Source organism: Streptomyces sp. NBC_01214, from assembly GCF_026340975.1.
Taxonomy (GTDB): Bacteria; Actinomycetota; Actinomycetes; order Streptomycetales; family Streptomycetaceae; genus Streptomyces.
In genome coordinates this window covers 1288447-1301420 of record NZ_JAPEOS010000001.1, presented here as the reverse complement: position 1 = coordinate 1301420, position 12974 = coordinate 1288447, and the positions used below count along the sequence as shown (strand labels likewise).

At 72.4% G+C, this 12974-nt stretch carries 11 protein-coding genes; 1 reads left to right on the top strand and 10 read right to left on the bottom strand.

The features are described 5' to 3' along the window. Positions 1-102 precede the first annotated feature (102 nt). On the bottom strand, positions 103-387 hold the full coding sequence (locus OG594_RS06170; protein WP_030010729.1) for a DUF3039 domain-containing protein: 285 nt from the start codon (positions 385-387) through the stop codon (positions 103-105). 29 nt (positions 388-416) lie between these two features. After that, positions 417-977: a YqgE/AlgH family protein gene (locus OG594_RS06165; RefSeq protein ID WP_266595951.1), complete on the bottom strand. Its 561-nt coding sequence runs from the start codon at positions 975-977 to the stop codon at positions 417-419. A 263-nt stretch (positions 978-1240) separates the two neighbouring features. Between OG594_RS06165 and murA the strand changes: the two genes are divergently transcribed. After that, positions 1241-2584: a UDP-N-acetylglucosamine 1-carboxyvinyltransferase gene (gene murA / locus OG594_RS06160; RefSeq protein ID WP_266595949.1), complete on the top strand. Its 1344-nt coding sequence runs from the start codon at positions 1241-1243 to the stop codon at positions 2582-2584. A gap of 408 nt (positions 2585-2992) precedes the next feature. On the opposite strand, the gene OG594_RS06155 is transcribed toward murA, so the two are convergent. The 8 genes from OG594_RS06155 to OG594_RS06120 form a co-directional block, all read right to left on the bottom strand. Next, positions 2993-3274, bottom strand: coding sequence for an HU family DNA-binding protein (locus OG594_RS06155; RefSeq protein ID WP_007264399.1), 282 nt, complete (start codon positions 3272-3274; stop codon positions 2993-2995). Between the two features lie 341 nt (positions 3275-3615). After that, the gene (locus tag OG594_RS06150; protein WP_030724224.1) at positions 3616-5019 is read right to left on the bottom strand and encodes an NAD-dependent malic enzyme; all 1404 of its coding nucleotides are present in this window, start codon (positions 5017-5019) and stop codon (positions 3616-3618) included. Between the two features lie 447 nt (positions 5020-5466). Further along, positions 5467-7788, bottom strand: a complete 2322-nt coding sequence (locus OG594_RS06145) for a UvrD-helicase domain-containing protein (protein ID WP_266595946.1) — start codon at positions 7786-7788, stop codon at positions 5467-5469. A 103-nt stretch (positions 7789-7891) separates the two neighbouring features. Further along, complete coding sequence (locus OG594_RS06140) at positions 7892-8464, bottom strand: CGNR zinc finger domain-containing protein (protein ID WP_266595944.1); 573 nt, start codon at positions 8462-8464, stop codon at positions 7892-7894. 228 nt (positions 8465-8692) lie between these two features. Beyond that, positions 8693-9259, bottom strand: coding sequence for a GNAT family N-acetyltransferase (locus OG594_RS06135; protein WP_266595942.1), 567 nt, complete (start codon positions 9257-9259; stop codon positions 8693-8695). A gap of 9 nt (positions 9260-9268) precedes the next feature. After that, a complete protein-coding gene (locus tag OG594_RS06130; RefSeq protein WP_266595940.1) occupies positions 9269-10444 on the bottom strand; it encodes a uroporphyrinogen-III synthase in 1176 nt (391 codons plus the stop codon). 95 nt (positions 10445-10539) lie between these two features. After that, a complete protein-coding gene (locus OG594_RS06125; RefSeq protein WP_266595938.1) occupies positions 10540-11910 on the bottom strand; it encodes a NarK/NasA family nitrate transporter in 1371 nt (456 codons plus the stop codon). Positions 11911-12006: 96 nt separating this feature from the next. Continuing rightward, entirely contained in the window at positions 12007-12972 is a 966-nt protein-coding gene (locus OG594_RS06120) for a LysR family transcriptional regulator (RefSeq protein ID WP_266595936.1), read from the bottom strand. Positions 12973-12974 lie beyond the last annotated feature (2 nt).

Genomic DNA, 12974 nt, shown 5'->3' with positions numbered 1-12974 from the left:
GGCAAAGACCCCCGGACGCGCTGACGCGCGCCGGGGGTCTCGATCCTGCGAAGTCCCGCGAAGTCCTGCGAAGCCCCACGGAAGAGGGGCCGGGAGGAAGGACTACTTGTCCTTGCCGCCCTTGTCCTTGTCCCCGCCGGGGCCCATGGACTCGTAGATCTCCTTGCACATGGGGCAGACCGGGTACTTCTTCGGGTCCCGACCCGGTACCCAGACCTTGCCGCAGAGCGCGACGACGGGGGTCCCGTCGAGCGCGCTCGCCATGATCTTGTCCTTCTGGACGTAGTGGGCGAAGCGCTCGTGGTCGCCGTCACCGTGCGACACCTGCGGCGTCGGCTCTACGAGGGTCCCCGTGCCAGTCCCGCGCTCGGGCTCAAGAGTGCTCATGGAACCCAGGGTACTTAACCCCGCGCCCGTCAGTTCAGCGACGGGTCGTCCGGATAGGTGGCGACCATCGCGAGGTCGCTGCGCTGGCGGCGCAGCACCGCCCGCCACAGCCGCTCCGGATCCGGGAAGGACACGTCCCCGGGCTCCGACTCCACCACGTACCAGGCGCCCTCGCCGAGCTCCGCCTCCAGCTGGCCCGGACCCCAGCCGGAGTAGCCCGCGAAGATCCGCAGGCCGCCCAGGGCCGCGGCCAGCAGCTCCGGCGGCGTCTCCAGGTCGACCAGTCCGATCGCCCCGTACACGCGGCGCCAGCCGAGCGGACCCTCCTCGCCCGGGATCACCGCCACGCCCAGGGCCGAGTCCATGGCCACCGGCCCGCCCTGGAAGACCACTCCGGGGTCGCCCGCCAGGGGCGCCCAGGGCAGCAGGACGTCACCGACGCCCACGGGGGTCGGCCTGTTCAGGACCACGCCGAGGGAGCCCTGCTCGTCGTGATCGAGCAGCAGCACGACCGCGCGGTCGAAGTTCGGGTCCGCGAGGGCGGGGGTGGCCACGAGCAGCCGCCCTGTGAGGGAGGACACCTCGGTCATGCCGCCATGATCCCGCACATCGGCCGATTCCGGGGAGCGGGCGGGAAGATCGGATCGATCGCAGCTCAGGGCGCACGGCAGCAGGGAGGAGCGCGCACGGACGGAGTAGGCGGAACGCAACACTCCGCCATGCGGTGGATACGGAGGGTGTTGTACCGAATTCATGACAGTCCTACGGCCACGTCGGCCTTACGAACAAGGGGGTAATGGCCCTTACCCTTTTCCCTGGCCCCCTGCCCATCCCTCTCCGGAACGCGAGATTCATGACCGGCATCAGTGACGATGTACTGCTTGTCCACGGCGGTACCCCGCTCGAGGGCGAGATCCGTGTCCGTGGTGCGAAGAACCTCGTGCCCAAGGCCATGGTCGCCGCTCTGCTCGGCAGCGAACCCAGCCGGCTGCGCAACGTTCCCGACATCCGTGACGTGCGCGTCGTCCGCGGGCTGCTCCAGCTGCACGGGGTGACGGTCCGTCCCGGCGAGGAGCCGGGCGAACTCGTCCTCGACCCCACCCACGTCGAGAGCGCGAACGTCGCCGACATCGACGCCCACGCGGGCTCCTCGCGCATCCCGATCCTGTTCTGCGGCCCGCTGCTGCACCGGCTCGGCCACGCCTTCATCCCGGGCCTGGGCGGCTGCGACATCGGCGGCCGACCGATCGACTTCCACTTCGACGTGCTCCGCCAGTTCGGCGCGACCATCGAGAAGCGCGAGGGCGGCCAGTACCTGGAAGCCCCCCAGCGGCTGCGCGGCTGCAAGATCCGCCTCCCCTACCCGTCGGTCGGCTCGACCGAGCAGGTGCTGCTGACGGCCGTCCTGGCCGAGGGCGTCACCGAGCTCAGCAACGCCGCGGTGGAGCCGGAGATCGAGGACCTCATCTGCGTCCTGCAGAAGATGGGCGCGATCATCTCCGTCGACACCGACCGGACCATCCGGATCACGGGCGTCGACCGCCTCGGCGGCTACAACCACAAGGCCCTCCCGGACCGCCTGGAAGCCGCCTCCTGGGCGTCCGCGGCGCTCGCCACCGGCGGCAACATCTACGTGCGCGGTGCCCAGCAGCGCTCGATGATGACGTTCCTGAACACCTTCCGCCGCGTCGGCGGGGCGTTCGAGATCGACGACGACGGCATCCGCTTCTGGCACCCGGGCGGCCCGCTCAAGGCCATCGCGCTGGAGACGGACGTCCACCCCGGCTTCCAGACCGACTGGCAGCAGCCGCTCGTCGTGGCCCTGACGCAGGCCTCCGGCCTGTCGATCGTCCACGAGACGGTCTACGAGTCCCGGCTCGGCTTCACCTCGGCGCTCAACCAGATGGGTGCTCACATCCAGCTGTACCGCGAGTGCCTGGGCGGCAGCGCCTGCCGCTTCGGCCAGCGCAACTTCCTGCACTCGGCGGTCGTCTCCGGCCCCACCAAGCTGCAGGGCGCCGACCTGGTCATCCCCGACCTGCGCGGCGGATTCTCGTACCTGATCGCGGCCCTGGCCGCCGAGGGCACCTCGCGGGTCCACGGCATCGACCTGATCAACCGCGGCTACGAGAACTTCATGGAGAAGCTCGTGGAACTCGGCGCGAAGGTCGAACTCCCGGGCGGCGACCTCGCCTGAGCCGTACCCGTACCCGGACACCCGGACGTACGCAGAAAGCCCCCCGGGCCCCGCACAGGGCCCGGGGGGCTTTTCCGTGCCCCGACCGAGGCCGGGGCACGGGACTCGGCCGAAGGCCCCGCCGAGGCCCGCGAAGCCCCGTACGGAGCCGCACGGCGGCCCGGCGGGACGTGCCGGTGGCATACCTGGGCCCCGCCAGGCCCCTGACGGGCCCTCACAGGGCCTGCCAGGCCCGCCCGGTGGTCCGGGGGCGCCCCCCGCCCGTCCGGGCCCACCGGCCCGCGTCCGGCCCCGGACGGACCGAAGGGCGGCCACCCCGCCCGGGGGTGACCGCCCATCGTCGTTCTGCGTACTTGCGTACTACTGCCGTTCCAAAGGCCTGTGCGGCCTTCGGCGCCGGGGCAGGACTTACTTGCCCTTGGCGGCTTCCTTGAGCTTGGAGCCCGCGGAGACCTTCACGCTGTAGCCGGCCGGAATCTGGATGGGGTCGCCGGTCTGCGGGTTGCGCGCGGTGCGAGCGGCACGGTGGGTGCGCTCGAAGGTCAGGAAGCCGGGGATGGTGACCTTCTCGTCGCCCTTGGCGACGATCTCGCCGACGGTCTCGGCGAGCGCGGCCAGAACGGCGTCGGCGTCCTTGCGGGTCACCTCGGCGCGCTCGGACAGAGCGGCCACCAGCTCACTGCGGTTCATGTTGTACTCCCGTGTTCAACTTGCCTTAGAGGCGTGAGATCGAAGCCGATGCTGCCAGGGCCCTAGGACAGTCCCCGGACCCGGGTCTGAACGTCAGACCCTCTCGCCCGGTTACGCATCCTGCCCCCACCAGCGGCGGGAAAGCCAATCCGGCACCCGTCGGGGTCACACGAAAAGCGCCACAGTCACGCCGCGGTGACGCTCCGTCCACGCCTTCGCTCACACGCCGTCGCGGACCGCGGACCTCGCGGGCATCCCCGCAAACCCTAGAGGCGGCCCGTCGGACCCGCATCTCGCGACGCGCCGGGATCGGAGCGCCGTGAGGGCCGTCACAGCGGGGCTCAGGCCCCCGAGGCCGCCTTGCGGACGGCGCCCGCGACCGCACCCGCGACCTTGTCGTTGAACACCGACGGGATGATGTAGTTCGCGTTCAGCTCGTCCTCGCCGACGACGTCCGCCAGCGCGCTCGCGGCGGCCAGCATCATCTCCGTGTTCACGGTGCGGGACTGGGCGTCCAACAGACCGCGGAAGACGCCCGGGAAGACCAGCACGTTGTTGATCTGGTTCGGGAAGTCGGAGCGGCCGGTGGCCACGACGGCGGCGGTCTGGCGGGCGACGGCCGGGTCCACCTCCGGGTCCGGGTTCGCGAGCGCGAACACGATCGCGCCTTCCGCCATGGCGGCAACGTCCTCGCCGGACAGCACGTTCGGGGCCGAGACGCCGATGAACACGTCGGCGCCGACCACGGCTTCCTTCAGCGTGCCCGTGTAGCCCTCGGGGTTGGTGTTGTCGGCGATCCAGCGCAGCGGGGAGTCCGCGGCCGCGTCGACGAGGTCGGGGCGGTCCGCGTGCACGACGCCGTGGATGTCGGCGCTCACCGCGTTCTTGACGCCCGCCGCGAGGAGCAGCTTGAGGATGGCGGTACCGGCCGCGCCGGCACCCGACATGACGACCTTGACGTCGCCAACTGCCTTGCCCACCACGCGCAGTGCGTTGGTGAGGGCCGCAAGTACGACGATCGCGGTGCCGTGCTGGTCGTCGTGGAAGACGGGGATGTCGAGGGCCTCGCGCAGCCGGGCCTCGATCTCGAAGCAGCGCGGCGCGGAGATGTCCTCCAGGTTGATGCCGGCGAAGCCCGGGGCGATGGCCTTGACGGCGGCCACGATCTCGTCGGGGTCCTGGGTGTCCAGGCAGATCGGCCAGGCGTCGATGTCGGCGAAGCGCTTGAACAGGGCCGCCTTGCCCTCCATGACCGGCATGGCGGCCATCGGACCGATGTTGCCGAGACCCAGCACGGCGGAGCCGTCCGTCACGACTGCGACGGTGTTGCGCTTGATGGTGAGGCGGCGCGCGTCCTCGGGGTTCTCGGCGATCGCCATGCACACGCGGGCCACGCCCGGGGTGTAGATCATGGAGAGGTCGTCACGGTTGCGGATGGGGTGCTTGGACGCCATCTCGATCTTGCCGCCGAGGTGCATCAGGAAGGTGCGGTCGGAGACCTTGCCGAGGCTGACGCCCTCGATGCCGCGCAGCTTCTCGACGATCTCGTCCGCGTGCGCGGTGGAGGTCGCGGCGATGGTGACGTCGATCCGGAGCTTCTCGTGGCCGGATGCGGTCACGTCGAGGCCGGTGACCGATCCGCCGGAGGACTCCACGGCGGTGGTGAGCTGGGAGACCGCGGTTCCGCTCGCGGGCACTTCCAGCCGGACCGTCATCGAATACGAGACGCTGGGCGCCGTTGCCATGACCGTGTTCCTCTTCTGTCCCTGGTTCGCTGTAACACACAGAGCCCCGCTGCACAGCAGGTGCGGCAGGACCTGTTGTCCGATCGTCCCACCTACCAGCCAGTACAAGGTAACCAGCTACAAAATTCGGAAAGACTCTTCCACCATACGAGATACCAGGGGTGTTCGGAATGGTGGGGTCATACGAAACAGGTCCGCGCCCCCCACAGGTGGGGGACGCGGACCTGGTGATTCGTACGTTTGATGACACCGACCCGCCATGCTCGCCTCGCGGCAAGTGGTCGCTCTGAGCGACGAAGGTTGGGCCCGGGGGCTTGGATCGAGTCGGTGCCGTACCCAGGCTAACAAAGGATCGCCGAAAGTGATCCCTCTGCTCGCGCCCGTATCCGAGCACCACGCTCCTGGCCGCGGACCATCCGGCCGTAGGAGAGCGGGGCGGGACCCGGCCTACGGCAGCAGCAGCTCCGGCACCCCGGCCGCGTCCGGCTTGTCCCGGTCCGCCGAGACCACCGTCAGCTGCTGCGTCGCGCGCGTCAGCGCCACGTACAGCACCCGCAGGCCCGCCGGGGACTCGTCCGCGATCTCCGCCGGGGAGACCACCACCGTGGCGTCGTACTCCAGGCCCTTGGCCTCCAGGCTGCCCAGCGCCACCGCCCGCTCGCCGAGGTCCGCGAGCCAGCCCGCGGCCTCCGCGCGCCGGTCCATCGCCACGACCACGCCGACCGTCCCGTCCACCTGCTCCAGCAGCCGCCGGGTCTCTTCCCGGACCGTGGTGCCCAGATCGCCGACGGCGGCCGTGAAGCGGGGCTCCAGGCCCGTGGAGCGCACCGCCGACGGCGGCTCCATGCCGGGCATCGCCAGGCGCAGCACCCGGGAGGCGACCTCGGCGACCTCCGCCGGGTTGCGGTAGTTGACCGTCAGGGTGAACCGCCTGCGCGGGCGGCTGCCCAGGGCCTCGTCGCGGGCCGCGGCCGCCTCCTCCGGATCCGTCCAGGACGACTGCGCCGGGTCTCCGACCACGGTCCAGGTGCCGTGCCGGCCCCGCCGGCCCACCATCCGCCACTGCATCGGCGTCAGGTCCTGGGCCTCGTCCACGATGACGTGCGCGTACTCGGTGCGCTCCGCCGCGAGCCGCTCGGCCCGCTCCCACTGGGTCTCCTCGCGGGTCGGCATCAGCTCTTCCAGCCCGCTGAGCTGGTCGAGCCCCCAAGAATTGGACGCAGTCATCTCCCGCTTGCGCTTCGGCCGCGCCGGGGCGCCCAGCAGCAGCTGGAGCTCGTCCAGCAGCGCCACGTCGTGCACCGACAGGGGGCCCTTGCCGTCCGGGCCCACCCGGCGCAGCGAGCGGGCCAGCTGGCGGGTCTCGCGCGGGTTGAGGTCCCGGCGCGACCAGCGGCCGAGGTGGCGCTCGTCGGCGAGCGCGGCGAGCACCGCCCGCGGGGTCAGCTCGGGCCACCAGGCACCCAGGAAGTCGATGAAGGCGTCCTCGGTGGAGATGTCCTCGTCGAAGGCGGAGCGCAGTTCGGCGGCCAGCTCCGGGTCGCTGTGCCGGCCGGCGCCGCCGGACTTCGCGTAGAGGGCGTCGAGCAGCAGTTTGCGGGCGCGCGGGCGCAGCAGGTTGACCGGGGCGGTGCCGCCGAGCACGTTCTGCCGGATCCGGTTCAGCTCGTTGGCCTCCAGCTCCTGGCGGCGGCCGAAGGCCACCACGCGCAGCCGGTCGGGGGCGCCGCCGAGCTCCAGTGCGCCGCGTACGGCCTTGCGGAGCACCTTGAGCATCCGGGAGGAGCCCTTGATGCGGGCCACGGCCGGGGAGTCGTAGGTGGTGGCCTCCGCGCCGTCGACGAGCGAGCCCAGCGCCCGGATGGCCACCTGGCCCTCCTCGCCGAGCGAGGGCAGCACGCCCTCGGTGTACGCGACGAGCAGCGGCGTCGGCGAGACGATCAGGATGCCGCCGGAGTAGCGGCGCCGGTCCTGGTAGAGCAGGTAGGCGGCGCGGTGCAGGGCGACGGCGGTCTTGCCGGTGCCGGGGCCGCCGGCGACCTCGGCGACGGAGGCGGCGGGGGCCCGGATGACCAGGTCCTGCTCGGCCTGGATGGAGGAGACGATGTCGCGCATCGAGTGCGTGCGCGCCCGCCCGAGGGCTGCCATCAGGGCGCCGTCGCCGATGGCGGGGAGCTCCCGGCCGTCCAGGGAGGCGGTGACCTCGGGGCGCATCAGGTCGTCCTCGACGCCCAGCACCTTGCGGCCCTTGGAGCGGATGACGCGGCGGCGCACGACCCGGCCGGGCTCCTTGGGCGTGGAGCGGTAGAACGGCGCGGCGGCCGGCGCGCGCCAGTCGATGACCAGCGGCGTGTAGTCGGAGTCCAGGACCCCGATGCGGCCGATGTGCAGCGTCTCGGCGATGTCGGCGGTGAGGTCCTCGCGGATCGCGTCGTCGGCGGGCTCGACGGAGGTGTACGCGCCGTCGGCGCCGCGCTCCCCGTCCTTGCCGAGCACCAGGTCGATGCGGCCGAAGAGGAAGTCCTCGAACTCGTTGTTCAGCCGGTTCAGGTGGATGCCCGCCCGGAAGACCTGAGCGTCGCGCTCGGCGAGCGCGCCGGGCGTACCCACCTGGCCGCGCTTGGCGGCGTCGTTCATCAGGAACTCGGCCTCGTGGATCTTCTCCTCGAGGCGTCGGTACACCTGGTCGAGATGCGTCTGCTCGACCGCGATCTCCCGATCGCGGACGGAATCCGCCGTGCTGTCGACAGCGGCATTCTGCGCGGCCACCAAGGCCCCCTTCTGACGTGCATGGGCGACCGTCAAAGGTACGCGAATCGGCCCCCTGTCCGCACGCCCGTTCCGGAACCGGTCTCGCAGGGTGGTACGCCGCTCACCGGGACCCTTGCCCCGCCCCGGCCGCCAGGGCCCGGCGGCGGTGCCGGGCCACGCGCTCCCGGTTCCCGCAGCGCTCGCTGGAGCACCAGCGGCGCCGGTGGCCCCGGGAGGTGTCCAGGTAGACGCGGGTGCAGCCGTCGCCCGCACAGGCCCGCAGCAGCGCCCGGTCGCCGGGGTCGGTCAGCAGCTCGACGGCGTCCCGGGCCACGGCCGCGAGCAGCGCACCGCACTCCACGCCGCCGCACAGCTCCCGTACGAGGTGTCCTTCCTGGTCCCGTACGGCGCACAGGCCGGGGGGTGGTCCGGCGGCCAGCGCGTTGACCCGGGCGAGGGCGTTCTCGTCCGTGTCGGTGCCGAGCAACTCCGCCCGTACGAGCGTTTCCACGTCGGCGCGCAGGGACCGGAAGGCCGCGGCCCAGTCGGGCCCCACCCGGACGAGCGGCGTCCGGTCGGGGACCAGGCCGGCGCCGGCGAGCCACAGCCGCAGCTCGTCACCGTCCGGGATCCCCTCGTGCGGGGTGAAGGTGGCCACCAGGTCCAGACAGACCCGCCCGGAATCGAACCGCATGCCGTCAGCCTCCCGTCGTGGGGTGCCGTACCAGATTGCCGCCCGCCGGTTCCCAACGGAAGCCCCCGAACCGGTGGGTCCGCCCTCCCGCTCGCGCGAAGCACCGCCTGCGCAGATCCAGCCTCGCCGGCCATCTTCAGCCTCGCCGGCGTTTGAGGCGCGGGGTCTGGGGCGGCGCCCCAGGAAACCCGGCTCCGCCGGGCACCGGGCTCCGCCCGGACCCGCTCCTCAAACGCCGGAGGGGCTGGAATGGGCCGGCGGGTCGTCGTGGAGGAGGCGTTGGAAGAGGCGGTGGTCGCGCCAGGCGCCGTCGATGTGGAGGTAGCGCGGCGCGAGGCCGAACGGCTCGAAGCCCGCCTTCGCCAGCACCCGCTGCGAGGCCAGGTTGTCGACCAGGGTCCCCGCCTCCACCCGGTGCAGGCCCAGTTCGTCGCGGGCGACCCGGCACACCTCCTCCACGGCCGCGGTGGCCACCCCCTTGCCGTGCCAGGCCGGGTCGACCCAGTACCCCACGCCGCCGCTGCACAGCGGCCCGTACGCGATGGAGCCGAGGTTGATCGCGCCGACGGGCGCACCGGTGGCGCTCTCGACGAACACGTACGGGACGATCCGCCCCGCGTCCCGCTCGGCGAGCACGCCCTCGATCCGCTCCCGCTGGCCGTCCTCCGTGTAGAAGGCGTCCGGCCGGACCGGCTCGAAGCGCGCCATGAAGGCCCGGTTCCGTGCGAACGCCTCGGCCAGCCCCGCCGCGTCGTCGAGCGCGACGCCCCTCATCTCAACCCCGTCAACGATCATCCCGGCACGCTAGCCGAGGACGCCCCGGGCCGTCACCGCGTCCACCGGGAGCTCCCCGTACTTGGCCTCCCCGCCCGCGTCCAGCGACAGCCGGTACCCCCGCTTGACCACCGTCTGGATCAGGTTCGGGGCCCCGAGGGCCACCCGGAGGCGGGCCATCGCCGTCTCCACGGCGTGCTCGTCCCGCCCCGCGCCCGGCAGCGCCCGCAGCAGTTCCGCGCGGGACACCACCCAGCCCGGCCGCCGGGCCAGCGCCCGCAACAGGGCCATCCCGGCGGGCGGTACGGGCCGCAGCTGCGCGTCCACCAGGACCGCGTGCCCCCGGATCTCCACCCGGTGCCCGGCCACCGGCAGCACCCGGGCCCGTCCGGGCAGCTCCTGACAGAGCAACTGCACCAGCGGGCCCAGCCGGAACCGTTCCGGCTGCACCGTGTCCACCCCGTGCGCCTGTAGCGGCAGCGCGGTCACCGGCCCGACGCACGCGGACAGCAGCCGGCCGCGCAGCGCGTCCAGCACGGACTCCGTCAGCCCCCGTTCCTCGGCCCGGGACAGCAGTGAGGCCGCCGCCGGCGCCGAGGTGAAGCTGACGGCGTCCACCCCGCCGCCGATCATCGCGTCCAGCAGCCGGTCCAACGGCGCGAGGTCCTCCGGCGCCATCCACCGGTACACCGGGACCACCACCACCTCGGCCCCGCCGGCCCGCAGCGCCTCGACGAAGCCGGGCAGCGGCTCCCCGTGCAGCTGGAGCGCGATCCGCCGGCCGTCCACCCCGTCCGTCAGCAGCCGTTCCAGTACCTCGGCGAGCGATTCCGAGTCCGGGGACCAGGTCTCCACGAGCCCGGCGGCCCGGATGGCGCCCTTCACCTTCGGCCCGCGCGCCAGCAGCTCGGCGGCCCGCAGCCGCTCCAGCAGTCCTTCGCCGACGCCCCAGCCGTCGGCCGCCTCGATCCACCCCCGGAAGCCGATGGCGGTGGTGGCCACGACCACGTCCGGTGCGCAGCCGATCAGCTCCTTCGTCGCGGCCAGCAGCTCGCTGTCGTCGGCGAGCGGCACGATGCGCAGCGCCGGTGCGTGCAGCACGGCCGCACCGCGGCGGCGCAGCAGTGCGATGAGCTCGTCCGCGCGCCGGGCGGCCGTGACCCCGACGGTGAAGCCCGCGAGCGGGCCGGTGTTCGTGTCGTCCATCGTGACCTGCCTAGTGACGCATGTGGGGGCGGTACGGGTGGACCGAGCCTGCCAACACGTCGTGTCGGACTCGGTTCACCCGTATTTCGCCCCGGTTACACCGACGTGAGCTGCGGTTTCGTCTCGACCCCGACCGTGTGGATCACCGGGGCCACCGGGCGGCGAAGGTATACCGCCCAGGTGACCGCGCAGCACAGGGCGTAGAAGGCGAGGAAGGTGACGAAGGCCGCCGTTCCGGAGCCGGAGGTGCGGAACGCCTCCCGGAAGACCAGGTTGATGCCGAGTCCGCCGAGCGCGCCGACCGCTCCGATGAGTCCCATCGAGGCGCCGGAGAGCCGTCGCCCGTAGGCGGCCGCGGCCTCGCCGCTCATGCCGCGCGCCAGTGCCTTCGCCTGGAAGATGCCGGGGATCATCTTGTACGTCGATCCGTTGCCGAGCCCGCTCAGTACGAACAGGGCCACGAACCCGACGAGGAAGACCGGCAGCGAGGACCGCTGCGAGGCGAACACCACCACTCCGGTGGCCGCGGCCATCGCCACGAAGGTCCCCAGGGTGATCCGGGCCCCGCCGAACCGGTCCGCGAGCGCCCCGCCCACCGGCCGGATCAGCGATCCGAGCAGCGGTCCCATGAAGGTCAGCGAGGCGGCCTGGAGCGGAGTGCGGCCGAACTGGGTCTGGAGCACCAGGCCGAAGGCGAAGCTGTAGCCGATGAAGGACCCGAACGTGCCGATGTAGAGGAACGCCATGATCCAGGTGTGCGCGTCCTTCAGCGCCTCGCGGACCGCGCCGGTGTCGTTGCGCACGGGCGCCAGGTTGTCCATCCGTACGGCCGCCAGGACGGCCGCGGCCACGATCAGCGGGATGTAGGCGGCCAGCAGGTACCGCGGGTGCGCGGCCCCGGCGGTCGCGATGACCAGCAGCCCGGCCAGCTGCACCACGGGCACGCCGATGTTGCCGCCGCCGGCGTTCAGGCCGAGCGCCCAGCCCTTCTTGCGCAGCGGGAAGAAGGCGTTGATGTTGGTCATGGAGGAGGCGAAGTTGCCGCCGCCGACGCCGGTGAGGGCCGCGACGACCAGGAAGGTCCCGTAGGAGGTCCCGGGCTCCATCACCACGATCGCGGCGACCGTCGGCGCGAGCAGCAGCAGCGCGCTGACGACGGTCCAGTTGCGGCCGCCGAAGCGGGCCACGGCGAAGGTGTACGGCACCCGTACGAACGCGCCCACGCAGGTCGCGGTCGCGATCAGGAAGAACTTCCCGGCCGGGTCGATCCCGTACGCCGGTCCCATGAAGAGGACCATCACGGACCAGAGCGACCAGATGGAGAAGCCGATGTGCTCGGAGAACACGGAGTAGACGAGGTTGCGGCGGGCGGTGCGCTCCCCGGTCTCCTTCCAGAAGGTCTCGTCCTCGGGGTCCCACCGCTCGATCCAGCGGCCCCCCTTGCGCGGTGCGGTCGTACCGGTCATCACACGCCTCCACAACTCTCGCGTCCGTGGCACGACCGTAGGAACGGCGCGTTTCGGCCCCGGTCACCGCCTGATGACCGCCGGGAAACCTTGCTCTCACCCGCCGCCGGGGGCACCTGTGAGCGCGGCGGGGCGCCAGCTCGCCGGGGGCACTTCCAGCCAGCCGCGTTCGCCGCCGAGCCCGGCCACGGCCCGGTGCAGCGCTTCGAGTCCGGGGTGGCTGAAGCCCTTGCGCCACACCATGGACAGTGGGGAGAGCGGTACGGGGTCGACCAGCGGGCGCTTGACGGACCCGGGCATGTCGACGAAGTCGACGGTCACCAGTACCGGATTGCGGGTCTTGGCCATGACCCGGCGGAACTCGTCCTTGCCGATGGCCACCGGCGCGGGCGGCGCCATCAGGATCTCCCGCCCGGCGAACAGCTCGCGCGCCAGCCCCGTCCACTCCAGCGTGCGGGGGTTCCCGGCGCCCGCGTAGACGGTCTCCCCGGCCAGCGCGTCCAGCGGTACGGCCGCCAGCCCGGCCAGCGCGTGCCCCTCGGGCAGCAGCACGGCGAGCGGCTCGTAGCGCACGGGCCGGTGCGCGAGGCGCGAGCGCCACACCGGGTCCAGCCCGTCGGCGTACCCGAAGGAGACGTCGAGGCGCCCGGCGGCGATCTCGGCGGCGGCGTGGGTCAGGCCGCTCTCCCAACGGGCCATCAGCTCGCAGTCCGGGTCCAGCTCCCGGGCCCGGTCGAGCACGGTGCGCGCGGTGCTCGGCCCGTCGGTGTTCAGGTCGACGAGCAGTGGCCGGGGCGCGGCGAAGGCGGCGGCGACCGCCTCGTGCGCGGCGAGCACCCGCCGGGCCAGCGGCAGCAGCCGCTCCCCGTCGGGGGTCGGCTCGACGGCGCGGGTCGTACGGACGAACAGCGCGGTGCCGAGGGCCTCTTCGAGCCGCCGTACGTCGCGGCTCAGCGCCTGCTGGGCAACGTACAGCCGGGCGGCGGCGCGGGTGAAGTGCAGTTCCTCGGCGACCGCGACGAACCCGCGCAGCAGCCGGGGATCCACGTCACGGGGCATCATCC

Excerpts from the sequence above, each read along its gene's own strand:
- OG594_RS06150 (WP_030724224.1), bottom strand. The coding sequence starts at position 5,019 with ATGGCAACGGCGCCCAGCGTCTCGTATTCGATGACGGTCCGGCTGGAA.
- murA (WP_266595949.1), top strand. The coding sequence starts at position 1,241 with ATGACCGGCATCAGTGACGATGTACTGCTTGTCCACGGCGGTACCCCG.
- OG594_RS06125 (WP_266595938.1), bottom strand. The coding sequence starts at position 11,910 with ATGACCGGTACGACCGCACCGCGCAAGGGGGGCCGCTGGATCGAGCGG.
- OG594_RS06155 (WP_007264399.1), bottom strand. The coding sequence starts at position 3,274 with ATGAACCGCAGTGAGCTGGTGGCCGCTCTGTCCGAGCGCGCCGAGGTG.
- OG594_RS06120 (WP_266595936.1), bottom strand. The coding sequence starts at position 12,972 with ATGATGCCCCGTGACGTGGATCCCCGGCTGCTGCGCGGGTTCGTCGCG.
- OG594_RS06170 (WP_030010729.1), bottom strand. The coding sequence starts at position 387 with ATGAGCACTCTTGAGCCCGAGCGCGGGACTGGCACGGGGACCCTCGTA.
- OG594_RS06130 (WP_266595940.1), bottom strand. The coding sequence starts at position 10,444 with ATGGACGACACGAACACCGGCCCGCTCGCGGGCTTCACCGTCGGGGTC.
- OG594_RS06165 (WP_266595951.1), bottom strand. The coding sequence starts at position 977 with ATGACCGAGGTGTCCTCCCTCACAGGGCGGCTGCTCGTGGCCACCCCC.
- OG594_RS06140 (WP_266595944.1), bottom strand. The coding sequence starts at position 8,464 with ATGCGGTTCGATTCCGGGCGGGTCTGTCTGGACCTGGTGGCCACCTTC.
- OG594_RS06135 (WP_266595942.1), bottom strand. The coding sequence starts at position 9,259 with ATGATCGTTGACGGGGTTGAGATGAGGGGCGTCGCGCTCGACGACGCG.